The sequence below is a fragment of the Limimaricola pyoseonensis genome (assembly GCF_900102015.1).
GTDB classification, from domain to species: Bacteria; Pseudomonadota; Alphaproteobacteria; order Rhodobacterales; family Rhodobacteraceae; genus Limimaricola; species Limimaricola pyoseonensis.
The window spans coordinates 164777-187037 of the sequence record NZ_FNAT01000003.1 but is presented as its reverse complement, the minus strand read 5'-3'; the positions used below and the strand labels follow the sequence as shown (position 1 = coordinate 187037).

Below are 22261 nucleotides of genomic sequence, written 5' to 3'. Positions count from 1 at the left end.
CGCGAAAGGGCTATTTTCGCGCCGTCGCGGTCTCTGCCGCCGCCGGTTTCGGCGGCTCGGGCGAGACGATCTCGGCCTCGGCCACGGCGGGCTTTTCCGAGGTGTCGGCGCGGGCATCGGCGACCGGCCGCTCGGGCGTGGCGGCGGCGGTGGTCGGCAGGTCGGTGCCGCGATCCGCGCCGACGATCAGCGGCAGCATCTCGGTGCCGCGGGGCAGGGCGGTCTCGCTCTCGGTCGGGCGGGTCCAGCTCAGCGTGTCGAAGGCGTGGCAGTTGCCGCAGACCGGCGCCCAGGCCGGGTGCACGTGGTGGCAGTTGTCGCAGACCCATTGCGGGCCGCGCGGCGCGGTCAGCGCGCGCGTCAGCCAGCCGCGCACCACCGCGTCCTCGGTGCCGCGGCCGCGCTCGATCGCCGCCATCAGCGTCAGCACCCGCGCGGTCGGGTCGGTCTCGGGCAGGTCGCCCAGCGCCCGGCGCGCCTCGTTGAACTGCTCGGCCGCGATCAGCAACTCGGCCTGCAGGAGCTTGGTCTCGGGGTGGTCGGGCCGGGCCTTGGTCAGCAGCTCGAAGCGCTTGAGACGGGCCTTGGCGTCCTCGTCGGGGGCGATCTGCGCGAAGACCTGCGCGAGATCGGGATGCGGCTCGGCCTCCCAGGCCTTGCGGATCACCCGGGTCGCGTAGCGGCCGTTGCCGACCGCGAGGTAGCTGCGCGCCGCCATCACCGCCGCCGGGATCAGGTCGGGCGAGAGCCGGTTGGCCTCGATCGCCTTCTCGCGCATCTCGATCGAGGCGGTGTCGTCGATCACGTCGCTGGCCTCCGAGAGCGCCAGCACCGCGTCGCGGCGCCGCGCCACGTCGCGCGGCAGCGCGCCAGAGCGGCGCTTGGCGTCGAGCGTGGCGCGCGCGCCGGTCCAGTCATGCGCCTCGGCCTGCAGGCGCAAAAGCGTGTCCTGCGTCTCGGAATGGCGCGGCTTCAGCTCGAAGGCCTTGCGGGCGAGCTTCAGCGCGGTGTCGGTGTCGCCCTCGGCCAGCCGCTGCCGCATCAGCCCGCGCACGCCGACGAAGCGGGTGCGGTCGATCTGCACCAGCTCGCGGTAGGCGCCCTCGGCGGTCTTGCGGTCGCCGAGGAGTTCCGCGCCCTGCGCCACCAGGATCGAGGTGATCTCGGGCCGGCGCAGGTAGCGCTCGGCCTTGCGGCCCTTGGCCATCGCCAGCTCACCCTCGCCCGAGGCCAGAGCGATCATGCCGTCGGCCAGCGCCTTGTAGCCCTTGCGCTCGCGGTTGCGGCCGAACCAGCGGCTGACGGCGGTGTCGTCGCCGTTGATGAAGTGCAGAAGCGCGATCAGCAGGCCCACCGCCTTGAACAGCAGCCAGCCGAGGATCGCGAGCAGCGCCACCGCCAGCACCAGCTGCAGCGGCCCGAGCGTGACCTCGTAGCCCGCCAAGGCGATCTCGGCGCCGCCGGCGACCTCGGAGAGCCGCGCCGCGCCCCAGGTGAGCCCCGCGACGACGGCGACGAAGGCGAGGATCTTGATCAGGGACAGGAGCATGTGCGGCGCCTCAGTTCTCGGTCAGGGATTGCGACAGCGTCCCGGCGGCGGCAAGCGCTGCGGCGCGGTCGCGCGCGGTGGCGGTCCAGGCGGCGATCTCCTCGCGCACCGGGTCGGGCAGGGTCTCGATCTCGGCCAGCGCCTCCTTGAGCCGGCCTTCGCGCAGCGCGGCCTCGGCGCGCGAGAGCACGGCATCGACGCTGCCGCCCTCGGAGGGCGCGGTGGAGCGCAGCTGGAAGGTGTCGCGCAGGAAGCCCAGCGCGCGGCCGCCCTCCTCGCCCGACAGCCCCTCGCGACGCGCCAGCGCCAGCGCGGCGCGGGCGCTTTCGGGGAAGCTCTCGACCAGCTCGGCGCGGCTCGCCACGCCCTCCTCGGCATGGGTGACGAGCGGCTCGGGCACCGGGGCGGGCGAGGCGGCCTGCAGCTCTTCGATGGTGTCGGCATAGGGCTCGCCGGTCTCGAGCGCGGCCTCGACCGTGGCCAGAACGGCGCGGGCTTGGGCGCGGGCGGCCACGGCGGCGGCCTCGGCCTCGAGCTGGGCGGCGGTGGATTCGGCGGCGGAGATCTCGCCCGCCGCGGTCTCGGCCATGGCGGCGATCTCGTCGGCCTGGGCCTGCAGCCGTTCGCGCAGCGCGTCGACCTCGCCTTGCCAGCGGGCCACGGCCGCCTCGGCCAGCGTGCCGTCGCCGCCCTCGTCGAGACGGGTCTCGAGCGCGGCGATGCGGCTCTCGGCCTCGTCGATCCGGGCGCCGAGATCGGCGAGGCCGCCCTGCGTCTCCTCGCGCAGGCCGGACAGCTCCTCGGTCAGCGGGGTGAGGTCGGTAGCGGGCGGCAGGGCGGCCAGCTCCTGCTCCAGCGCGGTGAGCCGCGCCTCGGTCTCGTCCCCGGCATTGCCGAGCCAGAGCCAGCCCGCGCCCAGTGCGAGCGCCGCGCCCAGCACGCCGCCGAGCAGGCCGGCGGTGACGGCGCTGCCGGAGCCGCCGGACTTGCTGCGCCCGTCGTCGCGGGCGGGCGGGGGCGTGTCGGCCTTGGTGGTGGCGCCGGTCGGGGTGGCCGAGCCGGTGGTTGCGGCGGCGTCGTCCCGCTTGCGGCCGGGTTCGGGCGTCGCGCCGGTCGCGGGGCGGGTGGTGGTGCCTTGGTCGACGGCGGCGGTGGCCGGGGTCGGCTTGTGCAGCGTGGCGCTTCCGGAGGCGGGCGCTTCGGTCGCGGGCTTCGACGACGCGGTTTCCGTCTTCGGCGCGCCGGTGGTGGTGGTGCCGGTCCGGCGGCCGGCCTTCGGCACCGAGCTTTCGGAGATGGCCGCGCCGCCGCTCGGCGTGGCCTTGTCGGTGTCCGTGCCAGAGCCTGTGCCAGTGTCTGTGCCGGGCTTTTTCGGGTCGTCCGACATGGCCGGCTTCGCGGCCGCGCCTGTCTTGGCGGCGGCTTCGGCGGCCGTGCCGCCGGCATCCGGTCGGGCCTCGGCCTGCGAGGCGCCCTTGTCCGACGTGCCCGAGGGCGTGGCCGCGTCGGGCGTGGCCTCGGCTTCCGAGCCGCCCTTCGCGTCTTCGGGCAGCGCGGCGGGGCGGGTCTCGGCCGGGCGCTCGCCGTCCGGTTGCGCGTCGGCTTCCGACAGCTGCGGCGGGGTCGCGGGGGCGTCGGTCTCGGGGGTGGAGTCGGGCGTCGCGTCGGCCTGCGACGCGCCCTTGGACTTGTCGGCCTGCGACGCGCCCGTGGCCCCGTCGGCCTGCGACGCGCCTTCGGTCTGGTCGGCCTGGGCGGCGCTCTTGGTCTGGTCGGCCTGCGACGCGTCCCCGGTCCGGCCGGTTGCGGCGCTCGGCCGGTTGCGCGGCCCGGCGCCGCCGGGTCTCCGTGTCGTCTTTCTCGCCAAACCCGTTCCCTTCCGTCCCTCGGTCGCGGTCAAACCCCTGTCACCGCGGCGTTACCGGACCCTAGCCCGGCCCGACCGCGGCCTCAAGCGCCGCCGGGGCGCGAGGCCCCTCCGGGACCGAACGTCGCAAGGGCGCGAAGGGTTGCGTCGATCATCGCCGGCTGGTCGGGCCGGGCGGCGGTCAGGGTGGGTCCCGGAAGCCCGGCGAGCGCCTCGGCCACCGCGCCGCTCATCGCGGCCAGGGCGAGCGGCGCGGCGAAGGGCGCGTGGCGCGCGAAGAGCCGGGCGCTGCGCGGCGAGAAGAGCGGCGCGACCACCGGCGCGGCGCCGTCGAGCAGGGCCTGCGCCTCGGCCGTGAGCGGGCGCGCGGTCTGGTCGTAGACGACGCGCTCGGCGCAGGGCCGCCCCGCCGCCGAAAGCCGAGCCGCCACATCGCCGCGGGCATGGGCGCCGCGCAGGTGCAGGAAGGGGCCGGTCTCGCCGCTCTCCAGGATCATCGCCACCAGAGAGGCGGCATCGCCGCCGGCGGCGCGGGGCGACAGGCCGACCCGTTCGGCGGCCTCGGCCGTGCGGGTGCCGACGCACCATGCGGGCAGCCCGGCATAGCCCATCCGCGCCGCGCCCTCGGCGCCGCGCTCGGAGGTCAGCACCAGCGCGGCGGGGGCCGTGTCGGGCGGCGGCGGGGTGAAGGCGTCGATCCTCATCAGCGGCGAGATCACCGCCGGCAGGTGCCGTCCGGCCGCCATCTCCAGCGCCGCGAGAAAGCGCCGCGCGGCGGGCTCGGGGCGGGTCAGCAGCAGTCTCGGCTCGGCCATCGCCCCCTCCCGCGGCATTGTTCGCGACCGGCCGGGATGTTACCTGCGCAGGGCAGGGGCGCAACCGGGACCGCCATGACCGAACTCACCATCCTCGGCATCGAGTCGAGCTGCGACGACAGCGCCGCCGCGGTGCTGCGCGAAGACGGCGCGGGCGCGCGGGTGCTTTCCTCCGTGGTGCGCGGGCAGGCCGAGCTACACGAGGCCTTCGGCGGCGTGGTGCCCGAGATCGCGGCGCGCGCCCATGCCGAGGTGCTCGACCACTGCGTCGAGGCGGCGCTTTCGGAGGCGGGGCTGGGCCTTGCCGATCTCGACGGCATCGCGGTCACCGCCGGGCCGGGGCTGATCGGCGGCGTGCTGTCGGGCGTGATGCTGGCCAAGGGGCTGTCGGCCGCGACCGGCCTGCCGCTGATCGGGGTCAACCACCTTGCCGGCCACGCGCTGACGCCGCGGCTGACCGACGGGCTCGAGTTTCCCTACCTGCTGCTCTTGGTCTCGGGCGGGCATTGCCAGTTCCTGATGGTCGAGGACGAGGCCACCTTCCGCCGTCTCGGCGGCACGATCGACGACGCGCCGGGCGAGGCCTTCGACAAGACCGCGCGGCTTCTGGGCCTGCCGCAGCCCGGCGGCCCGGCGGTCGAGGCCGAGGCGCGCGAGGGCGATGCGGGCCGCATCCGCCTGCCCCGGCCGCTGCTCGACCGGCCCGGCTGCGACATGTCCTTCTCGGGTCTGAAGACCGCGCTCCTGCGCGCCCGCGACGCCGAGATGGCGGAGGCGGGCGGGCTGACCCGCGCGGCGCGCGCCGATCTCGCCGCGGGCTTCCAGCAGGCGGTGGTCGAGATCCTGACCGAGAAGACCCGCCGGGCGCTGGCGCTCTACCTCGAGGCCGCGCCCGAACGCCCGGCCTTCGCGGTGGCCGGCGGCGTCGCGGCGAACGGGCCGATCCGCGCGGCGCTGCAGGGGCTCTGCGCCGAGGCCGGCGTGGCCTTCTCGGCGCCACCGCTCGCGCTTTGCACCGACAACGCGGCGATGATCGCCTTCGCCGGGCTGGCGCGGCTGCGCGCCGGCGAGGCGGACGGGCTCGACCTGTCGGCGCGGCCGCGCTGGCCGCTCGACGCCGCCGCCGCGCCGATGATCGGGTCGGGCCGCAAGGGGGCCAAGGCATGAGGATCGGCATCGCGGGGGCCGGCGCCTTCGGCAGCGCGCTGGCGGTGACGCTGGCGCGGGCCGGGCGCGAGGTGACGCTCTGGGCGCGCGACGAGGGCGCGGTGCAGACGATGCGCGACACCCGCCGCGCGGTACGGCTTCCGGACGTCGATCTGCCCGCCGGAATCGACCCTGTTTCCGAGCTTTCGAGCCTGTTTTCCTGCGACACGATCCTGCTGGCGCTGCCCGCGCAGGTCACGCGCGGCTTTCTCGAGGCCCATGCCGGGGCGCTGTCGGGCAGGACGCTGGTGGCCTGCGCCAAGGGGCTCGACCTGACCACGCTGACCGGGCAGGGCGCGATCGTCGTCGAGAGCGTGCCGGACGCCGTGCCCGCGCTGCTCACGGGCCCGAGCTTCGCCGCCGACATTGCGCGCGGCCTGCCCACCGCGCTGACGCTGGCCTGCCCCGACGACGCGGCGGGCCGGGCGCTGCAGCACGACCTCTCGACGCCCGACCTGCGGCTCTACCGCAGCACCGATCTCGCCGGGGCCGAGCTGGGCGGGGCGCTGAAGAACGTCATCGCCATCGCCTGCGGCGCCTGCATCGGCGCGGGCTTCGGCGACAGCGCCCGCGCGGCGCTGATGACCCGCGGCTTTGCCGAGATGCAGCGTCTCGCCGCCGCGCTGGGCGCGCGGCCAGAGACGCTGATGGGGCTGTCGGGCTTCGGGGATCTGGTGCTGACCTGCTCGTCGGAGCTGTCGCGCAACTACCGCTACGGGCTGGCGCTGGGCCGGCACGAGGACTGGGACGCCGCGACCACGGTCGAGGGGGCGCATACCGCGCGGGCGGTGGCGGATCTCGCCACAAAGCGTGGCCTCGACCTGCCGATCAGCGCGGTGACCGCGCGGATGGTGGCGGGCGAGCTGACACCGCAACAGGCGCTCGAGACGCTGATCAACAGACCACTCAAGGAGGAATGACGATGCTCGTCGCCGTCATCACGAAGGACCGCCCCGGCGCGCTGCAGCTGCGCAAGGATACGCGCGAGGCGCATCTCGACTACATCGAGGCCACCGGCGTGGTGGCCATGGCCGGGCCGTTCCTCGGCGCCGATGGCGAGATGGACGGCTCTCTGGTGGTGCTCGACGTGGCCGATCTCGAGGCCGCGCGCGACTGGGCCGAGAACGACCCCTATGCCCGCGCCGGCCTGTTCGAGAGCGTCGAGATCCGCGGCTGGAAGAAGGTGATCGGCTGATGCGCTACTGGCTGTTCAAGTCCGAGCCGAACGTCTGGAGCTGGGACCAGCAGGTCGCCAAGGGCGATCAGGGCGAGGAGTGGGACGGGATCCGCAACTACCAGGCCCGCAACTTCATGCGAGAGATGCAGATCGGCGATCGCGGCTTCTTCTACCACTCCAACATCGGCAAGGCGGCGGTGGGCGTGGTCGAGGTCTGCGCCACGGTGCATCCCGACAGCTCGACCGATGACGCGCGCTGGGAATGCGTCGACATCCGCGCGCTCTACAAGCTCGGGCGCGAGGTCAGCCTCGAGGAGATCAAGGCCGAGCCGCGGCTGTTGGAGATGGTGCTGGTCAACAACTCGCGGCTTTCGGTGCAGCCGGTGACAGAGGATGAGTGGCGCGTGATCCACGAACTGGCGGGATCTTTGGCCGAGGCATAGCGCGCGGCCGCGCTTCGCGCCATTCTGGGCCAAATCTCCGGAGGGACCACGAATGGCGTTACTCTCGATCCTGCTGGCGGCGCTCGCCTCCTTCGCGCTGGGCTCGGTCTGGTACATGAGCCTGGCCAAGCCCTGGATGGCGGCCTCTGGCGTGAAGGTCGGCGCGGACGGCAAGCCCGAGAACAGCAGCTCGCCCGTGCCCTATCTCGTCTCCTTCGTGGCGATGCTGATCATCGCGGCGACCATGCGCTACGGCTTCGGCCTCGCGGGCATCACCACGCCGGTCGGCGGGCTGTTCGGCGGCCTGGCGGTGGGCGCGCTGTTCATCGCGCCCTGGATCACGCTCAACACCGGCTATTCCGGCCGGCCCTGGCGGCTTGCCGGGATCGACGGCGGCTACGCGGCGCTGGGCTGCGCGGCGATGGGCCTCGTGCTCGGGCTGTTCTGAGAGGGGCATACGGGGGGCGGCGGGATCGCCAGCACCCCCGTTCTCACCCGCGGACTCCCACCCGGCGGATCGATGAAACTGGGGTCTGGCCGTCCTGGCCGACGCCTTCCTCCTACCCCGACCGGGCGATTCGACGCAACGGTTTCGTGTCGAAACATCGTTTCGAAGCCGTGGGTTACGCTTAGGCTTCCGTTAAGCCCGGCCGGTCCCGGTCAGTAGCGGTAATGCTCGGGCTTGAACGGCCCTTCGGGCGCGACGCCGATATACTCGGCCTGCTCGGGGTCGAGTTCGGTAAGCCTTGCGCCGACCCGTTCGAGGTGCAGACGCGCCACCTTTTCATCCAGATGCTTGGGCAGCACGTGGACGCCGGGGGTGTAGTCGTCGCCGCGGGTCCAGAGCTCGATCTGCGCCAGCACCTGGTTGGTGAAGCTCGCCGACATCACGAAGGAGGGGTGGCCGGTGGCGTTGCCGAGATTGAGCAGCCGGCCTTCGGAGAGCAGGATGATGCGCCGGCCCGAGGGCATCTCGATCATGTCGACCTGATCCTTGACGCGGGCCCATTTGTGGTTGCGCAGGGCGGCGACCTGGATCTCGTTGTCGAAGTGGCCGATATTGCCGACGATCGCCATGTCCTTCATCTCGCGCATGTGCTCGATGCGGATCACGTCGCGGTTGCCTGTGGCGGTGACGAAGATGTCGGCGCTGGCGACCTCGTCCTCGAGCAGCACCACCTCGTAGCCGTCCATCGCCGCCTGCAGCGCGCAGATCGGGTCGGCCTCGGTGACCTTCACCCGCGCGCCCGCACCACGCAGGGACGCGGCCGAGCCCTTGCCGACATCGCCGTAGCCGCAGACGACGGCGACCTTGCCGGCCATCATCGTGTCGGTGGCCCGCCTTATGCCATCGACGAGGCTCTCGCGGCAGCCGTAGCGGTTGTCGAACTTCGACTTGGTGACGCTGTCGTTGACGTTGATCGCCGGGAAGGGCAGGCGCCCCTTGCGATGCAGCTCGTAGAGCCGGTGCACGCCGGTCGTCGTCTCCTCCGAGACGCCGCGCAGCGCGTCGCGCTGGCGGGCGAACCAGCCCGGGCTTTCGTCGAGCCGCCTGCGGATCTGCGCGAAGAGCACGCGCTCCTCCTCCGAGGTCGGCACGTCGAGCAGCCCGGTCTCGCCGGCCTCGGCCCGCGCGCCGAGCAGGATGTACATGGTGGCGTCGCCGCCATCGTCGAGGATCAGGTTGGCGCCCTCCTCGAAGCCGAAGATCCGGTCGGTGTAGGACCAGTACTCCTCGAGGCTTTCGCCCTTCACCGCGAAGACCGGGGTGCCGCTGGCGGCGATTGCGGCGGCGGCATGGTCCTGCGTCGAGAAGATGTTGCACGAGGCCCAGCGGACCTCGGCGCCGAGCGCCTCGAGCGTCTCGATCAGCACCGCGGTCTGGATCGTCATGTGCAGCGAGCCCGCGATGCGCGCGCCCTTCAGCGGCTGCGTTTCCGCGTATTCCGCGCGCAGGGCCATCAGCCCCGGCATCTCGGTCTCGGCGATCTCGATCTCCTTGCGGCCCCAATCGGCGAGGCCGATGTCCCTGACGATGTGATCCCCGGCCATTCGGTGCCCTCCCTGCGGCAATCCGGTCGCGTTCCGTAGGGGTAGCAGCCCGTTTCCGCCCCGGCAATTGCCGTGCCGCGGGGCGGCGTGCTAGCCCGGCCCGAAACGGCGAAGGGGGCGGCATGGCCAAGGGCAGGGCGTGGCAGCGGATGCTGTCGGGGCGCAGGCTCGACCTGCTCGACCCGACGCCGATGGACATCGAGATCGCCGACATCGCGCATGGGCTGGCCTTCGTGGCGCGCTGGAACGGCCAGACGCGGGGCGATTTCGCCTATTCGGTGGCCGAGCATTCGCTGCTGGTCGAGGCGATCCACGCGCATTGCCACCCCAGGGCCGGGCCGCTGTGGCAGCTCGCGGCGCTTCTGCACGACGCGCCGGAATACGTGATCGGCGACATGATCTCGCCGGTGAAGGCGGCGGTGGGGCCGGGTTACGGCGCGCTCGACGCGCGGCTGACGGCGGCGATCCACCTGCGCTTCGGCCTGCCGGCGGTGCTGCCGGTGCAGGCCAAGCGGCGGATCAAGCGCTGCGACCGGATCTCGGCCTGGCTCGAGGCGGTGCGGATCGCCGGCTTCTCCGAGGCCGAGGCCGACCGGCTGTTCGGCAAGCTCGACCGCGACCTCGCGGCGCGGTTCGAGATAAGGCTCAGGCCGCCGAAGGAGACGCGCGACGCCTTCGTCGCGCGCCACGCGGCGCTGATGGCCGAGATCTAGGCCCTCCCTAGTTCACGAAGGGCGCGTCGGGGCCCCAGAGCTCGGCCACCCGGGCGTCGCGGCCGCAGCGGGCGCGGTAGCGCTTGTAGGCCTCGGATTTCGGCACGAACAGCCCGACGCTGGAAGCGGCGAGGCGTTCGGAGCTCTTGTAGTAGTCCTGGTGGTAGTCGCCGGCCGGGTAGAAGGGCGCGTCGCCGAGGATCGGGGTGACGATCTTTCGGCCGAGTTCGGCCTGCGCCGCCTGCTTGGCGGCCTCGGCCGCTTGCTGATCGCCGCCATCGGCGAAGATCGCGGTGCGGTAGGAGGGGCCGCGGTCGCAGAACTGGCCGCCCGCATCGGTCGGGTCGATCGAGCGGAAGAACAGGTCGTAGAGCTGGCGCGCCTCGACCCGGCTCGGGTCGTAGGTGATCCGCACCGCCTCGTAATGGCCGGTGCCGCCGGCCACGACCTGCTCGTAGGTCGGGTTGGCGACATCGCCGCCGGCGAAGCCCGAGACCGCCTCGATCACGCCGGAGACCTTCTCGAAATCGGCCTCGACGCACCAGAAGCAGCCGCCGGCGACGGTGATGGTTTCGGTGGATTGGGCCTGCGCCATGGGCGCGGCCAGCGCCAGCGCGGCGGCGAGCGCGAGTGATGCGGGTTTCATTTGAGCCTCCCTGTCTGTCGGGCGCCATGCTGACGCCAACGCCGCTAAGGGCAAGACAAGGCTGCGTGATTTCGCCGTGACCCTCGTGGCCACTTCACTCTTCAAATACTCCGATCCCTTCGGATCGGCTGGCGCCGCGCTCCGAAGAGCGCGGCGCCTGTCCGTCACTTCACCCGGCGGTCGCGGGCGGCCAGCAGCTTGAGGCGCAGCGCGTTGAGCTGGATGAAGCCCTTGGCGTCGACCTGGTCGTAGGCGCCGGCGTCCTCCTCGAAGGTCACGTGCGCCTCGGAGTAGAGGCTGTGGTCCGACCAGCGGGCGATGGTGCGCGCCGACCCCTTGTAGAGCTTGACCCGCACCGTGCCGGTCACGTGCTCCTGGCTCTTGTCGATCAGCGCCTGCAGCATCTCGCGCTCGGGGCTGAACCAGAAGCCGTTGTAGATCAGCTCGGCGTAGCGCGGCATGATCGAGTCCTTGAGGTGGCCCGCGCCGGAGTCGAGCGTGATCTGCTCGATGCCGCGATGCGCCTCGAGCAGCACGGTGCCGCCCGGGGTCTCGTAGATGCCGCGCGACTTCATGCCGACGAAGCGGTTCTCGACGAGGTCGAGCCGGCCGATGCCGTGCTTGCCGCCCAGCTCGTTGAGCTTGGTCAGGATCGTGGCCGGGCTCATCGCCTCGCCGTTGATCGAGACGGCGTCGCCCTTCTCGAAGCCGATCTCGATGATCTCGGCCTCGTCGGGCGCGTCCTCGGGGTTGACGGTGCGCTGGTAGACGTAGTCGGGCGCCTCGTCGGCCGGGTTCTCGAGCACTTTCCCCTCGGACGAGGTGTGCAGCAGGTTGGCGTCGACCGAGAAGGGCGCCTCGCCGCGCTTGTCCTTGGCGATCGGGATCTGGTGCTGTTCGGCGAACTCGATCAGCTTGGTGCGCGAGGTCAGGTCCCATTCGCGCCAGGGCGCGATCACCTTGATCTCGGGGTTGAGCGCGTAGGCCGCGAGTTCGAAGCGCACCTGGTCGTTGCCCTTGCCGGTCGCGCCATGCGCCACGGCGTCGGCACCCTCGGCGGCGGCGATCTCCACGAGCCGCTTGGAAATGAGCGGCCGGGCAATCGAGGTGCCCAAGAGGTAGAGCCCCTCGTAGAGCGCGTTGGCGCGGAACATCGGGAAGACGAAGTCGCGCACGAACTCCTCGCGCAGGTCCTCGATGTGGATCGAGGTCGCGCCCATCATCTCGGCCTTCTTGCGTGCCGGCTCCAGCTCCTCGCCCTGGCCGAGATCGGCGGTGAAGGTCACCACCTCGCAGCCATACTCGGTCTGCAGCCATTTCAGGATGATCGAGGTGTCGAGCCCGCCGGAATAGGCGAGGACGACCTTCTTCGGGGCGGGCTTGGCGGCCATGAGCAATCTCCGTCTGGGCGTTCGATGGCGTGGGTTAATGGCTTTCGGCCCCTGGGGCAAGCTGGCGCTGGGGCAGGTTGGCGCCGGGGCCGGCCGCATGGGCGCGCACGAAGGCCCGGTCGCCTTCGTTTCCGAGCCGCTCGGCCGCGAGCCGGGCCGGCATGAGCAGCGCGCTGTGCCCGGCCTCGCGCGGCGGCCCGTGCGGGCGCACGGGACGGGCGATGTAGACATGGCAGATCTTCTCGCCCCAGATGCCGTAATCGGCCATCCAGGCGAAGCGGCGGAAGGCGCCCAGCCGGCGCGGCGCGGCGATGCGCCAGCCGGTTTCCTCGAACACCTCGCGGTGCAGGGCGCGGATCGGGCTTTCGCCCGGGTCGATGCCGCCGCCGGGCAGCTGGATCTCGTCGGGGTCGCCCGCCTGGCAGGTCACGAGCAGGTCGCGGCCCATCGGCAGGATCGCGTAGACCCCGGGCCGGTGCCTGTAGCGCGCGCCCTGCCGCACCGCCTCTCCGTAGCGCCGGATCATGCCCTTTTTCCCCCGCCGGATGCTTCCTATATGGTCGCGGTATGCCCATCCCCGACACGCAAGGAAACCCCATGAGCCTCGGCGCCCGCATTGCCTGGGACGACACCGTCCTGCCCTTCCAGCTCGACCGCTCCGACATCCGCGGCCGGGTGGCACGTCTCGACGGCGTGCTCGACAAGGTTCTGGAGCAGCACGACTACCCCGCGCAGATCGAGGCGCTGGTGGCCGAGATGGCGCTGCTCACCGCGTTGATCGGCCAGACCGTGAAGCTGCGCTGGAAGCTGTCGCTGCAGGTGCGCGGCGACGGGCCGGTGCGGATCATCGCGACCGACTACTACGCGCCCAAGGAAGAGGGCGCGCCGGGCCGGATCCGCGCCTGGGCCAGCTTCGACGAGAGCCGGCTGGGCGAGAGCGCCGAGCCGTTCGACCTGGTCGGCAAGGGTTACTTCGCGATCCTGATCGACCAGGGCGAGGGCACGACCCCCTACCAGGGCATCACGCCGATCGCCGGCGGTTCGCTGTCGAGCTGCGCCGAGACCTACTTCGCGCAGTCCGAGCAGCTGCCGACCCGCTTCTCGCTGTCCTTCGGCCGCTCGACCGAGCCGGGCCGGGGCGAGGGCTGGCGCGCCGGCGGCGTGATGCTGCAGAAGATGCCCAAGGCCTCGCCCTTCGCGGCCACGCCCGGCGAGGGCGGCACCGGCGAGGAGGGGCTCCTGGAGGCGTCCGACATCCTCGACGAGGCCGAGGGCGAAAGCTGGAACCGCGCCAACATCCTGCTCGACACGGTCGAGGAGCTGGAGCTGATCGGGCCGAGCGTGACGCCGACCGAGCTGCTGCTGCGGCTGTTCCACGAGGAGGTGCCGCGGGTCTTCGACGCGCAGCCGGTGAAGTTCGGCTGTTCCTGCTCGGCCGAGAAGGTGCGCGAGAGCCTGTCGATCTACTCGGCCAAGGACATCTCGCACATGACCACCGACGAAGGCGTGGTGACCGCCGACTGCCAGTTCTGCGGCGCGCATTACGAGTTCGCGCCCGAGACGCTGGGCTTCGAGGCGACCGAGGGGCCGGACGCGCAGGACCGGGTGGCCGGTGGACGGGGCTGAGGCCCCGCTTCTCGCGCGGCTCGGCGCCGCCCTCGCCCGGCCGGGCGGGGGCTCGTCGGATTTCGACCTGAACCCGGACGCCGCCCCCCCGGCCGGGCGCAAGCTGCGCCAGGCCGGGGTGCTGGTCGCGGTGCATCTCGACGGCCCGCCTTCGCTGATCCTGACCAAGCGCTCGGCGAAGCTGCGCCACCATCCCGGCCAGATCGCCTTTCCGGGCGGCAAGGTGGAGCCCGCCGATGACGGCCCGGTCGGCGCGGCGCTGCGCGAGGCGGAGGAGGAGATCGGCCTGCCGCGCGAGCGGGTCGAGATCCTCGGCACGCTGCCCGCGCACGAGACCGTCACCGGCTTCGAGGTGACGCCGGTCGTGGGGCTGCTGCGCGGCCCCTTCACGCCGGTGCCCGAGGCCGGCGAGGTGGCCGAGGTGTTCCGGGTGCCGCTTGACCACGTCACCGACCCGGCGCGGTTCCGGGTCGAGGGCCGGCGTTGGCAGGGCCGCCGCCGGCACTACTATGTCGTTCCCTGGGGGCCGTACTACATCTGGGGCGCCACGGGGCGGATGCTCCGGACCCTTGCCGACGGGATGAACGGATGACGGAACGGATCGAGGCGGAATGGCTGGCATCGGAGCCGGCGCGGCGGGTGACGGCCATGCTGGAGGAGGCGGGCCACCAGGCCTGGTTCGTCGGCGGCTGCGTGAGAAACGCGCTGCTGGGCGAGCCGGTCTCGGATCTCGACCTGACCACAGACGCGCGGCCCGAGCGGGTGGTCGAGCTGGCCGGGGCGGCGGGGCTGAAGCCGGTGCCCACGGGCATCGAGCACGGCACCGTCACCGTGGTGGCGCGCGGCACGCCGATCGAGGTCACCACCTTCCGCCGCGACGTCGAGACCGACGGGCGGCGCGCCACGGTGGCGTTTTCCGACGACATCGCCGAGGACGCGGCGCGGCGCGACTTCACCATGAACGCGCTTTACGCCGATGCGCGCGGGCAGGTCGCCGACCCGCTGGGCGAGGGGCTCTCGGACCTGCGGGCGCGGCGGCTGCGCTTCATCGGCGACCCGCATGAGCGGATCCGCGAGGATTACCTGCGGATCCTGCGCTTCTTCCGCTTCCACGCCTGGTACGGCGAGACGCATGGCGGCATCGACGCCGACGGTCTCGCCGCCTGCGCCGAGCTGGCCGAGGGCATCGGCGGGCTTTCGCGCGAGCGGGTGGGCGCCGAGATGCTGAAGCTGATGGCCGCGCCCGACCCGGCCCCGGCGGTCGCCTCGATGGCGATCTCGGGCGTGCTGATGCGGGTGCTGCCGGGCGCGGCCTCGGACCCGCTTTCGGTGCTGGTGCATGTCGAGGAGGAGGCCGGGCTCGCCCCCGACCCGCTGCGCCGGCTGGCGCTGGTCGGCGGCGAGGAGGCGGCCGAGCGGCTGCGGCTGAGCCGCAAGCAGGCGGCGCGGCTGGAGCGGCTGCGCGAAGGGTTCGAATCGCTGCAGGCGCCGGGCGAGCTGGGCTACCGGCTGGGCACGGACGAGGCGCTCGACGTGCTGGCGCTGCGCGCGGCGCTCTCGGGCCGCGAGATCGAGGCTGTTTCACGGGAAACCGCGCTGGCCGGGGCCGAGGCGCGATTCCCGGTCAAGGCCGCGGATCTGGCGGCGCATTTCGCCGGCCCGGCGCTGGGCGAGGCGCTGCGCGAGCGCGAGGCGCGCTGGATCGCGTCCGGCTTCTCCCTGACGCGGGACGATCTTCTTCCCTGAGTTGAACCCGCCCCGACCGGGGATTGTTTTCCTTCGGCCGTGGCCGGATTATATGCCGCTGGCATATATCCGGGTTTCCCCATGTTCCGTTTCTTCGAGACCCTCGTCGATCCCTACGGGCCCTACGAGCAGACAGACCAGCCCCCGACCCGGCTCTGGCCGTTCCTGAGGGGGTTCGCCCGGCCCTTCGCGCGGGTGTTCTGGATCACCGGCATCCTCGCCGTGGTGGTGGCCGTGGTCGAGATCTGGCTCCTGGCCTACATGGGCCGGCTGGTCGACATGCTGAGCGGCGGCGCCCCGGCCGAGGTGCTGGCCGCGCATGGCGCCGAGCTGATCGCCGTGGCGGCCTTCATCCTGATCCTGCGCCCGGCACTGCAGGCAGCGAGCGTGCTGCTTCTGAATAACGCCATCCTGCCCAATTTCGGCACCACCGTGCGCTGGCGCGCGCACAGGCACGTGCTGCGCCAGTCGGTCGGCTGGTTCGAGAACGACTTCGCCGGCCGCATCGCCAACCGCATCATGCAGACGCCGCCCGCCGCCGGCGAGGTGGTGTTCCAGGTCTTCGACGCGATCACCTACGCGCTGGCCTACATCGCCGGGGCGGCGGTGCTCTTGTGGGGCGCGGACCCGCGCCTCCTGCTGCCGCTCCTGCTGTGGTTCGGTCTCTACGCCGCGCTGATGCGCTGGACGGTGAAGCGGATCGGCCCGGCCTCCGAGGCGTCGTCCAACGCCCGCAGCGCGGTGACGGGGCGGGTGGTCGACACCTACACCAACATCCACTCGGTCAAGATGTTCGCCCATCACGACCGCGAGCTGGAGGGCGCGCGCGAGGTGATCGAGCAGGCCCGCTCGACCTTCCAGCGCGAGATGCGGCTCTACACGATCATGGACGTGGCGCTGTCGGTGCTGAACGGCCTCCTGATCGTCGGCGTGGTCGGCTGGGGCATCTGGCTCTGGGCCGGCGGCTCGGCCAGCGTCGGCGTGGTGGCGGCGGCGACCGCGCTCTGCCTCAGGCTCAACGCCATGACCGGCTGGATCATGTGGGCGGTGACCAACTTCTTCCAGAACCTCGGCGTGATCGCCGAGGGCATGCGCACCATCGCCCAGCCGATCACGCTCACCGACGACGACCGAGCCGGGCACCTCACCGTCCCGCGCGGCGAGATCGCCCTGAAGGGCCTGAACCACCGCTACGGCCGCGACGCGGGCGGGGTGGGGCCCTTGGACCTGACCATTCCGGCCGGCCAGAAGATCGGTCTCGTCGGCGCCTCGGGCGCCGGCAAGTCGACGCTGGTCAAGCTCATGCTGCGCTTCTACGACCCGGAAACGGGCCGGATCGAGATCGACGGGCAGGACATCGCCCGCGTCACGCAGGACAGCCTGCGCTCGGCGATCGGCATGGTGCAGCAGGACAGCGCGCTGCTGCACCGCAGCGTGCGCGAGAACATCCTCTACGGCCGGCCCGAGGCGAGCGAGGCCGAGATGATCGCCGCCGCGAAGCAGGCCGAGGCGCATGACTTCATCCTCGACCTCGTCGATGGCGAGGGGCGCGCGGGCTACGAGGCGCAGGTCGGCGAGCGCGGCGTCAAGCTGTCGGGCGGGCAGCGGCAGCGCATCGCGCTGGCGCGCGTGATCCTCAAGGACGCGCCGATCCTCGTGCTCGACGAGGCGACCTCGGCGCTCGATTCGGAGGTCGAGGCGGCGATCCAGCGCACGCTCTACGCGATGATGGAGGGCAAGACCGTGATCGCCATCGCGCACCGGCTCTCGACCATCGCGCAGATGGACCGGGTGCTGGTGATGGAGGAGGGCCGGATCGTCGAGGACGGCACCCATGACGCGCTCCTGGCGCAGGGCGGCATCTACGCCCGGTTCTGGAACCGCCAGTCCGGCGGCTTCCTCGGCCTCGACGATGACCAGACCACGGAGGCCGCCGAATGATCGACGTCTCGCGCCTGATCGCGCCGTTCCGCCCCGCCGACGGCCCGCCGCCGGGCAGCCTGTGGAAGTTCCTGCGCTGGGCGCTTTCGGGCAGCTTCGCCGTGACCGGTCTCGGCGCCGCCGTCTCGATGGCGGCGGGCGTGCTCGAGGTGCTCTCGGCGCTGATCCTGGGGCAGGTGATCGACGCGGCGCTGGCGGCCGAGCCGGGCGGCTTCTTCTCGGGCAATCTCGGGCTGCTGCTCGGGGTCACCGCCTTCTTCATCCTGTTGCGGCCGCTGGTGATGGGCCTCTCCGGCCTGATGCAGAGCGTGGTGCTCTCGCCCTCGATCTACACGCTGGTGCTGTCGCGGCTGCACCGCCACACGCTGGGGCAGGCGGTCAGCTTCTTCGACAACGACTTCGCCGGCCGCATCGCGCAGAAGCAGATGCAGGCGGCGCGGGCGACCACCGAGCTTACCGTCGACACGATCCAGACCGTGTTCTTCGCTCTGGCCTCGCTCGTGGGCTCGGCGCTCTTGCTGCTCACCATCGACGGGCTGACCGCCGGTCTGCTGACGATCTGGATGATCGGCTACGTGGTGCTGATCCGGCTCTACATGCCGAAGATCCGCGCCTCCTCCACCGCCCGCGCCTCGGCCCGCGCCATGGTCACGGGGCAGGTGGTCGACACCATCACCAACATCAAGACGGTCAAGCTCTTCGGCCATTCCGAGCACGAGGACCGCGCGGCCTTGGGCGCGATGCACGAATACCGCGAGCGCGCGCTGGGCTTCGGCGTGGTCTCGGCGGGCTTCCGCTTCTGGCTGATGGCGCTGGCCGGCGTGCTGCCGGTGATCGTCACCGGCGCGACGCTGCTGTTCTGGACCCGTGGCGCGGCCAGTGCCGGCGACATCGCGGCGGCCGGGACAATCTCGCTCAGGCTGGCGCAGATGACCGGCTGGGTCAGCTTCACGCTGATGGGCATGTATTCCAACCTCGGCGAGGTCGAGGACGCGATCCATACGCTCTCGCCCGCCCACGGCCTGACCGACCGGCCCGGCGCGCGCGAACTCGTCGTGCGCGAGGGCGGCATCCGCTTCGAGAACGTCCGCTTCACCTATGGCGGCGGCGCGGGCGGCCTGCGCGGCATCGATCTCGACATCGCCGCGGGCGAGAAGATCGGCGTGGTCGGCGCCTCGGGCGCGGGCAAGTCGACCCTCGTGGCGGCGCTGCTCAGGCTCTACGACGTGGAAAAGGGCCGGATCAGCATCGACGGGCAGGACATCAGCGGCGTCACGCAGGAAAGCCTGCGGCGGCAGATCGGCATGGTCACGCAGGACACCGCCATGTTCAACCGCTCGGCCCGCGACAACATCCGCTACGGCCACCCCGACGCGCCGCAGGAGGCGGTCGAGCGCGCCGCCGACCGCGCCGAGGCGCATGGCTTCATCGCCGATCTCGCCGACGCCAAGGGGCGGCGCGGCTACGACGCGCATCTGGGCGAACGCGGCGTGAAGCTTTCGGGCGGGCAGCGCCAGCGCATCGCCATCGCCCGCGCCATGCTCAAGGACGCGCCGATCCTGGTGCTCGACGAGGCGACCTCGGCGCTCGATTCGGAGGTCGAGGCGCAGATCCAGTCGGCGCTGGAGCAGGCGATGGAAGGAAAGACCGTGATCGCCATCGCGCACCGGCTCTCGACCATTGCGCGCATGGACCGGATCGTGGTCATGGAGGGCGGCCGGATCGTCGAGCAGGGCACGCATGACGCGCTGCTTGCCGAAGGCGGGGTCTATGCCCGCTACTGGGCCCGGCAATCGGGCGGCTTCCTCGGGCAGGAGGCCGCGGAATAGAGCCTGAGAGGACCGCCATGACCGAGACCCGTCCGCCGAAGACGCCGCAGCCCGACCCCGCAGAGCGGGGGGAGGTGACGATCGAGAGCGTGACGCATCACGGCATGGGCCGCACCGCGGACGGCACGCTGGTGCCGCGCGTGCTGCCGGGCGAGGTGGTGCGGCTCGAGGCCGACGGGCCCAAGGTGGTGACGCCCGCGCCCGAGCGCGTCGCGCCCCCCTGCCGCCACTTCAAGGCCTGCGGCGGCTGCGCCATGCAGCACGCCTCCGACGGCTTCGTGGCGGACTGGAAAGCCGGGATCGTCGCCACCGCGCTGAAGGCACAAGGCATCGAGGGCGAGATCGCCTCCGTCGAGACCTCGCCCTCCGACAGCCGCCGTCGCGCCAAGCTGGCCGGGCGGCGCACCAAGAAGGGCGCGATCGTCGGCTTCCACGCCCGCGCCTCCGACACGGTGATCGAGGTGCCCGGCTGCCGTCTGCTGCGGCCCGGGCTGGTCGCGCTGATCCCGGCGCTGGAGCGGATCACCGCGCTTGCCGCCTCGCGCAAGGGCGAGGTGGGGCTGACCGTGACCGACAGCGAGGCGGGGCCCGAGCTGCATGTCGAGACCGACAAGGATCTGACCGAGGCGCTCAGGATCGAGCTGCCCGAGGTCGCGCGCGAGGCCGGGCTGTCGCGGCTGGTCTGGGCCGACGAGATCGTGGCCGAGCTGGCGCCGCCCGCGCAGGCGATGGGCCGCGCCCGCGTCGTGCCGCCGCCCGGCGCCTTTTTGCAGGCCACGCGCGAGGGCGAGGCGGCGCTGCTCGCGCGCGTCCGCGCGGCGGTGGGCAATGCCGCCCGCGTGGTCGACCTCTTCGCCGGCTGCGGCACCTTCGCGCTGCCGCTCTCGGAGACGGCCGAGGTCCATGCGGTCGAGGGCGAGGCGTCGATGCTCGCCGCGCTCGACCGCGGCTGGCGCGGCACGCCGGGGCTCAAGCGCGTCACCACCGAGGCGCGCGACCTGTTCCGCCGGCCGCTCCTGACCGACGAGCTGTCGCGATTCGACGCCGCGGTGATCGACCCGCCCCGCGCCGGGGCGCAGGCGCAGGTGGCCGAGCTTTCGCGCGCTCAAATCCCCGTGATCGCGATGGTTTCCTGCCACCCGGCGAGCTTTGCGCGCGACGCCAAGTCCCTGATCGAAAGCGGTTATTCCATGGAGCCGATCACCGTGGTCGACCAGTTCCGCTGGTCGCCGCATGTGGAATTGGCGACACGATTCACCCTGCGCTGAACGCGCGCCCCCATCGTCGCCCCTAGGCGGAATCGCCCGGATTTGCTAGCGGATTCGGCAAACGGCGCAGACCGGGGCAGTGGCGGCAATGACCATCGACAGACGAAAGATCATTCTCGGCGCTCCGGCGCTTCTCATGGCCTGCTCGGGCCGCAAGGTGTCCAGCTACGAGGGGCCGAAGGTCACTTCGATCATGGCCTTCAAGGGCCAGCGCAAGCTCTACCTGCTGAACGGCAACCGGGCGATCAAGGGCTACGACTTCCAGCTCGGCTTCGCGCCGGTGGGCCACAAGCAGTTCGAGGGCGACGGCAAGACGCCCGAGGGCACCTACCTGATCGACCGCCGCAACCCGCGCAGCAACTACCACCTCTCGGTCGGCATCTCCTATCCGAACGCGCGCGACGTGGCCTTCGCCCGCGCGCATGGCAAGAGCCCCGGTGGCGACATCTTCATCCACGGCACGCCGAAATCGGTCGAGGGCCGGAAGGACTGGACCGCCGGCTGCATCGCCGTGCTGAACGAGGAGGTCGAGGAGATCTACGCCATGGTCGGCGACTACACCCCGATCTTCGTCAAGAGCTGAGACCGGCCGCGCCGGAGATGCGAAGGGGCGCCGCCGGCGCCCCTTTTCACGTCTGATTTGGTATCGGGTCTCAGGCGCCGAGCACCATGGTCCACCAGATCTTGCCCGCGGGCTCCTGCAGCCAGGCCACGCCCATCCGGCTGGCGTTCGGGTCGAGGATCACGTCGCGTGTCGCGGGCTCCTCCATCCAGGCGGCCAGCGTCTCGAGCTCGGTCTCGTAGGTCTCCGAGATGGTCTCGCCGATCAGGCGGCCGCCATAGCCCACGCGCCGCAGCCGGTCGACCGGCGACGAGCCGTCGGAGCCGAAATGCCAGGGCCGGTTCTGGATCGACATGTCGCGCGAATGCGTCGCCGCGGCGGCGGTGAGCTGCGCGTCCAGCACCAAGGGCTGCACGCCGCGCGCCTGGCGCAGCGTGTTCACCCCGTCGAGCATCCGGTAGGGGATCTGCGCCTCCTGCTCGGGCGTGATCTTGTAGATCTGCGGCAGCGGCAGCCCGTCCGGGCCGATCCGGCCGGCCGGCGCGCCGGCGCAGGCGGCGAGCGCGCCAAGGGAGAGGAAACCGAGAATCAGCTCGCGTCGCTGCATGCGTCACCTGTGGATGGAACCGCCGTTCCCATAGCCGTGCCGGTGAGACATTTCAAACCCGATCGGCGGTGCCCTGCCGAGATGACGCGCTGGTGAATTGCGGCTCACGGAAACGCGATCTAGAGCTTCGGCAAGACCGTTCCATTCATGGAGATTCGCATGGGTCAGGACCAAAAGGCCTTGAACCGCCGCGGCTTCGTCGCCGCCACCGCCGCCTTCGGCGCGTCGTTCCTCGCCGCGCCCGCGCTCGCCCAGAGCCTCGCCAACTCGACCGAGATCGAGGGCGACATCTCCGCCTCGGTCAGCCGCAACGTGTCGAGCTTCCGCACGCTGGACTGGCGCCCCTACTTCGCCGACCTGAAGAACGGCGCGATCCTGTGCGACACCCGCAGCCGGGCGCTGCACTACTGGAGCGAGGACGAGAGCATCTACCGGCTCTACCCGACCTCGGTGCCGCTGACCCCGGACCTGACCAAGCTCGGCCGCACCGAGATCATCAAGAAGGTCGACGGCCCCGACTGGCGCCCGACGCCCTCGATGCTCGAGCGCAACCCCGAATGGCCGCCCTACATCCCGCCGGGCCCGGACAACCCGCTCGGCACCCATGCGCTGTGGCTGACCTGGCAGTACTACCGCATCCACGGCACCCACGACACGCGCAAGATCGGGCGGCGCTCCTCGAACGGCTGCATCGGCCTGTTCAACGAGCACATCGCCGAGCTGTTCGCGCTCTCCACCGTCGGCACGCAGGTGATGCTGATCTGAGGCGATCCGCTTATCGCAGACGGGAAAGGGGGCCGCGCGGCCCCCTTTTTCGTGCCCG

The 22261-nt window shown here is 71.8% G+C and carries 22 protein-coding genes; 14 read left to right on the top strand and 8 right to left on the bottom strand.

Annotated elements, in window-relative coordinates:
* Positions 1 to 10: 10 nt before the first annotated feature.
* The 3 genes from BLT43_RS08470 to BLT43_RS08460 all read right to left on the bottom strand — a co-directional run bounded on the left by BLT43_RS08470 (position 11) and on the right by BLT43_RS08460 (position 4231).
* Positions 11 to 1549: a heme biosynthesis protein HemY gene (locus tag BLT43_RS08470; RefSeq protein WP_090111888.1), complete on the bottom strand. Its 1539-nt coding sequence runs from the start codon at positions 1547 to 1549 to the stop codon at positions 11 to 13.
* 10 nt (positions 1550 to 1559) lie between these two features.
* Complete coding sequence (locus BLT43_RS08465) at positions 1560 to 3416, bottom strand: hypothetical protein (protein ID WP_090111886.1); 1857 nt, start codon at positions 3414 to 3416, stop codon at positions 1560 to 1562.
* 83 nt (positions 3417 to 3499) lie between these two features.
* A complete protein-coding gene (locus tag BLT43_RS08460) occupies positions 3500 to 4231 on the bottom strand; it encodes a uroporphyrinogen-III synthase (RefSeq protein WP_242652250.1) in 732 nt (243 codons plus the stop codon).
* 75 nt (positions 4232 to 4306) lie between these two features.
* Here BLT43_RS08460 and tsaD point away from each other — a divergent pair, with 75 nt between their 5' ends.
* Genes tsaD through BLT43_RS08435 form a run of 5 tightly spaced genes read left to right on the top strand, consistent with a single transcriptional unit; the run spans position 4307 to position 7505 of the window.
* Positions 4307 to 5398 (top strand): tRNA (adenosine(37)-N6)-threonylcarbamoyltransferase complex transferase subunit TsaD, encoded by a 1092-nt coding sequence (tsaD, locus tag BLT43_RS08455; RefSeq protein ID WP_090111882.1) that lies wholly within the window; start codon positions 4307 to 4309, stop codon positions 5396 to 5398.
* Positions 5395 to 6357: an NAD(P)H-dependent glycerol-3-phosphate dehydrogenase gene (locus tag BLT43_RS08450; RefSeq protein WP_090111880.1), complete on the top strand. Its 963-nt coding sequence runs from the start codon at positions 5395 to 5397 to the stop codon at positions 6355 to 6357. Before tsaD ends, BLT43_RS08450 begins: the two co-directional genes overlap by 4 nt.
* 2 nt (positions 6358 to 6359) lie before the next feature.
* Positions 6360 to 6632, top strand: coding sequence for a YciI family protein (locus tag BLT43_RS08445; RefSeq protein WP_090111878.1), 273 nt, complete (start codon positions 6360 to 6362; stop codon positions 6630 to 6632).
* On the top strand, positions 6632 to 7057 hold the full coding sequence (locus BLT43_RS08440) for an EVE domain-containing protein (protein WP_090111876.1): 426 nt from the start codon (positions 6632 to 6634) through the stop codon (positions 7055 to 7057). Before BLT43_RS08445 ends, BLT43_RS08440 begins: the two co-directional genes overlap by 1 nt.
* 52 nt (positions 7058 to 7109) lie before the next feature.
* The gene (locus tag BLT43_RS08435) at positions 7110 to 7505 is read left to right on the top strand and encodes a DUF1761 domain-containing protein (RefSeq protein WP_090111874.1); all 396 of its coding nucleotides are present in this window, start codon (positions 7110 to 7112) and stop codon (positions 7503 to 7505) included.
* A 212-nt stretch (positions 7506 to 7717) separates the two neighbouring features.
* Here BLT43_RS08435 and ahcY read toward each other — a convergent pair whose 3' ends face one another.
* A complete protein-coding gene (ahcY, locus tag BLT43_RS08430; protein WP_090111872.1) occupies positions 7718 to 9109 on the bottom strand; it encodes an adenosylhomocysteinase in 1392 nt (463 codons plus the stop codon).
* Between the two features lie 122 nt (positions 9110 to 9231).
* On the opposite strand from ahcY, the gene BLT43_RS08425 reads away from it, so the two are divergent.
* Positions 9232 to 9822: a hypothetical protein gene (locus tag BLT43_RS08425; protein WP_090111870.1), complete on the top strand. Its 591-nt coding sequence runs from the start codon at positions 9232 to 9234 to the stop codon at positions 9820 to 9822.
* A 7-nt stretch (positions 9823 to 9829) separates the two neighbouring features.
* On the opposite strand, the gene msrA is transcribed toward BLT43_RS08425, so the two are convergent.
* The 3 genes from msrA to BLT43_RS08410 form a co-directional block, all read right to left on the bottom strand.
* On the bottom strand, positions 9830 to 10468 hold the full coding sequence (msrA, locus tag BLT43_RS08420) for a peptide-methionine (S)-S-oxide reductase MsrA (protein WP_090111867.1): 639 nt from the start codon (positions 10466 to 10468) through the stop codon (positions 9830 to 9832).
* A gap of 164 nt (positions 10469 to 10632) precedes the next feature.
* A complete protein-coding gene (locus tag BLT43_RS08415) occupies positions 10633 to 11859 on the bottom strand; it encodes an argininosuccinate synthase (protein ID WP_090111865.1) in 1227 nt (408 codons plus the stop codon).
* Between the two features lie 34 nt (positions 11860 to 11893).
* Positions 11894 to 12385 (bottom strand): NUDIX domain-containing protein, encoded by a 492-nt coding sequence (locus BLT43_RS08410; RefSeq protein ID WP_090111864.1) that lies wholly within the window; start codon positions 12383 to 12385, stop codon positions 11894 to 11896.
* A 71-nt stretch (positions 12386 to 12456) separates the two neighbouring features.
* On the opposite strand from BLT43_RS08410, the gene hslO reads away from it, so the two are divergent.
* From hslO to BLT43_RS08375, 7 genes are all read left to right on the top strand, one after another.
* Complete coding sequence (hslO, locus tag BLT43_RS08405; RefSeq protein WP_090111862.1) at positions 12457 to 13485, top strand: Hsp33 family molecular chaperone HslO; 1029 nt, start codon at positions 12457 to 12459, stop codon at positions 13483 to 13485.
* Positions 13472 to 14077: a CoA pyrophosphatase gene (locus BLT43_RS08400; protein ID WP_090111860.1), complete on the top strand. Its 606-nt coding sequence runs from the start codon at positions 13472 to 13474 to the stop codon at positions 14075 to 14077. Before hslO ends, BLT43_RS08400 begins: the two co-directional genes overlap by 14 nt.
* Positions 14074 to 15231 carry a CCA tRNA nucleotidyltransferase gene (locus tag BLT43_RS08395; RefSeq protein WP_090111858.1) on the top strand — a complete coding sequence of 386 codons (1158 nt, stop codon included), beginning with the start codon at positions 14074 to 14076 and terminating at the stop codon, positions 15229 to 15231. The genes BLT43_RS08400 and BLT43_RS08395 overlap by 4 nt, the downstream gene beginning before the upstream one ends.
* An 81-nt stretch (positions 15232 to 15312) precedes the next feature.
* The gene (locus BLT43_RS08390; protein WP_090111856.1) at positions 15313 to 17172 is read left to right on the top strand and encodes an ABC transporter ATP-binding protein; all 1860 of its coding nucleotides are present in this window, start codon (positions 15313 to 15315) and stop codon (positions 17170 to 17172) included.
* Positions 17169 to 19001, top strand: coding sequence for an ABC transporter ATP-binding protein (locus BLT43_RS08385; RefSeq protein WP_207497458.1), 1833 nt, complete (start codon positions 17169 to 17171; stop codon positions 18999 to 19001). Before BLT43_RS08390 ends, BLT43_RS08385 begins: the two co-directional genes overlap by 4 nt.
* A 17-nt stretch (positions 19002 to 19018) precedes the next feature.
* Positions 19019 to 20269, top strand: coding sequence for a class I SAM-dependent RNA methyltransferase (locus tag BLT43_RS08380; RefSeq protein WP_090111854.1), 1251 nt, complete (start codon positions 19019 to 19021; stop codon positions 20267 to 20269).
* Positions 20270 to 20357: 88 nt separating this feature from the next.
* The gene (locus BLT43_RS08375) at positions 20358 to 20852 is read left to right on the top strand and encodes a L,D-transpeptidase family protein (protein WP_090111852.1); all 495 of its coding nucleotides are present in this window, start codon (positions 20358 to 20360) and stop codon (positions 20850 to 20852) included.
* A gap of 70 nt (positions 20853 to 20922) precedes the next feature.
* Here BLT43_RS08375 and dalA read toward each other — a convergent pair whose 3' ends face one another.
* Entirely contained in the window at positions 20923 to 21438 is a 516-nt protein-coding gene (gene dalA, locus BLT43_RS08370) for a divisome-associated lipoprotein DalA (RefSeq protein ID WP_090111850.1), read from the bottom strand.
* Positions 21439 to 21597: 159 nt separating this feature from the next.
* On the opposite strand from dalA, the gene BLT43_RS08365 reads away from it, so the two are divergent.
* Positions 21598 to 22203, top strand: a complete 606-nt coding sequence (locus tag BLT43_RS08365) for a L,D-transpeptidase (protein WP_090112353.1) — start codon at positions 21598 to 21600, stop codon at positions 22201 to 22203.
* Positions 22204 to 22261 lie beyond the last annotated feature (58 nt).

What these genes read in the sequence shown, in the direction of transcription:
- BLT43_RS08365 (WP_090112353.1), top strand. Translation starts at nt 21,598, where the DNA reads ATGGGTCAGGACCAAAAGGCCTTGAACCGCCGCGGCTTCGTCGCCGCC.
- BLT43_RS08470 (WP_090111888.1), bottom strand. Translation starts at nt 1,549, where the DNA reads ATGCTCCTGTCCCTGATCAAGATCCTCGCCTTCGTCGCCGTCGTCGCG.
- BLT43_RS08435 (WP_090111874.1), top strand. Translation starts at nt 7,110, where the DNA reads ATGGCGTTACTCTCGATCCTGCTGGCGGCGCTCGCCTCCTTCGCGCTG.
- BLT43_RS08415 (WP_090111865.1), bottom strand. Translation starts at nt 11,859, where the DNA reads ATGGCCGCCAAGCCCGCCCCGAAGAAGGTCGTCCTCGCCTATTCCGGC.
- BLT43_RS08375 (WP_090111852.1), top strand. Translation starts at nt 20,358, where the DNA reads ATGACCATCGACAGACGAAAGATCATTCTCGGCGCTCCGGCGCTTCTC.
- BLT43_RS08460 (WP_242652250.1), bottom strand. Translation starts at nt 4,231, where the DNA reads ATGGCCGAGCCGAGACTGCTGCTGACCCGCCCCGAGCCCGCCGCGCGG.
- dalA (WP_090111850.1), bottom strand. Translation starts at nt 21,438, where the DNA reads ATGCAGCGACGCGAGCTGATTCTCGGTTTCCTCTCCCTTGGCGCGCTC.
- BLT43_RS08440 (WP_090111876.1), top strand. Translation starts at nt 6,632, where the DNA reads ATGCGCTACTGGCTGTTCAAGTCCGAGCCGAACGTCTGGAGCTGGGAC.
- BLT43_RS08390 (WP_090111856.1), top strand. Translation starts at nt 15,313, where the DNA reads ATGTTCCGTTTCTTCGAGACCCTCGTCGATCCCTACGGGCCCTACGAG.
- ahcY (WP_090111872.1), bottom strand. Translation starts at nt 9,109, where the DNA reads ATGGCCGGGGATCACATCGTCAGGGACATCGGCCTCGCCGATTGGGGC.
- BLT43_RS08385 (WP_207497458.1), top strand. Translation starts at nt 17,169, where the DNA reads ATGATCGACGTCTCGCGCCTGATCGCGCCGTTCCGCCCCGCCGACGGC.
- BLT43_RS08395 (WP_090111858.1), top strand. Translation starts at nt 14,074, where the DNA reads ATGACGGAACGGATCGAGGCGGAATGGCTGGCATCGGAGCCGGCGCGG.
- BLT43_RS08445 (WP_090111878.1), top strand. Translation starts at nt 6,360, where the DNA reads ATGCTCGTCGCCGTCATCACGAAGGACCGCCCCGGCGCGCTGCAGCTG.
- tsaD (WP_090111882.1), top strand. Translation starts at nt 4,307, where the DNA reads ATGACCGAACTCACCATCCTCGGCATCGAGTCGAGCTGCGACGACAGC.
- hslO (WP_090111862.1), top strand. Translation starts at nt 12,457, where the DNA reads ATGAGCCTCGGCGCCCGCATTGCCTGGGACGACACCGTCCTGCCCTTC.
- BLT43_RS08425 (WP_090111870.1), top strand. Translation starts at nt 9,232, where the DNA reads ATGGCCAAGGGCAGGGCGTGGCAGCGGATGCTGTCGGGGCGCAGGCTC.
- BLT43_RS08410 (WP_090111864.1), bottom strand. Translation starts at nt 12,385, where the DNA reads ATGATCCGGCGCTACGGAGAGGCGGTGCGGCAGGGCGCGCGCTACAGG.
- BLT43_RS08450 (WP_090111880.1), top strand. Translation starts at nt 5,395, where the DNA reads ATGAGGATCGGCATCGCGGGGGCCGGCGCCTTCGGCAGCGCGCTGGCG.
- msrA (WP_090111867.1), bottom strand. Translation starts at nt 10,468, where the DNA reads ATGAAACCCGCATCACTCGCGCTCGCCGCCGCGCTGGCGCTGGCCGCG.
- BLT43_RS08380 (WP_090111854.1), top strand. Translation starts at nt 19,019, where the DNA reads ATGACCGAGACCCGTCCGCCGAAGACGCCGCAGCCCGACCCCGCAGAG.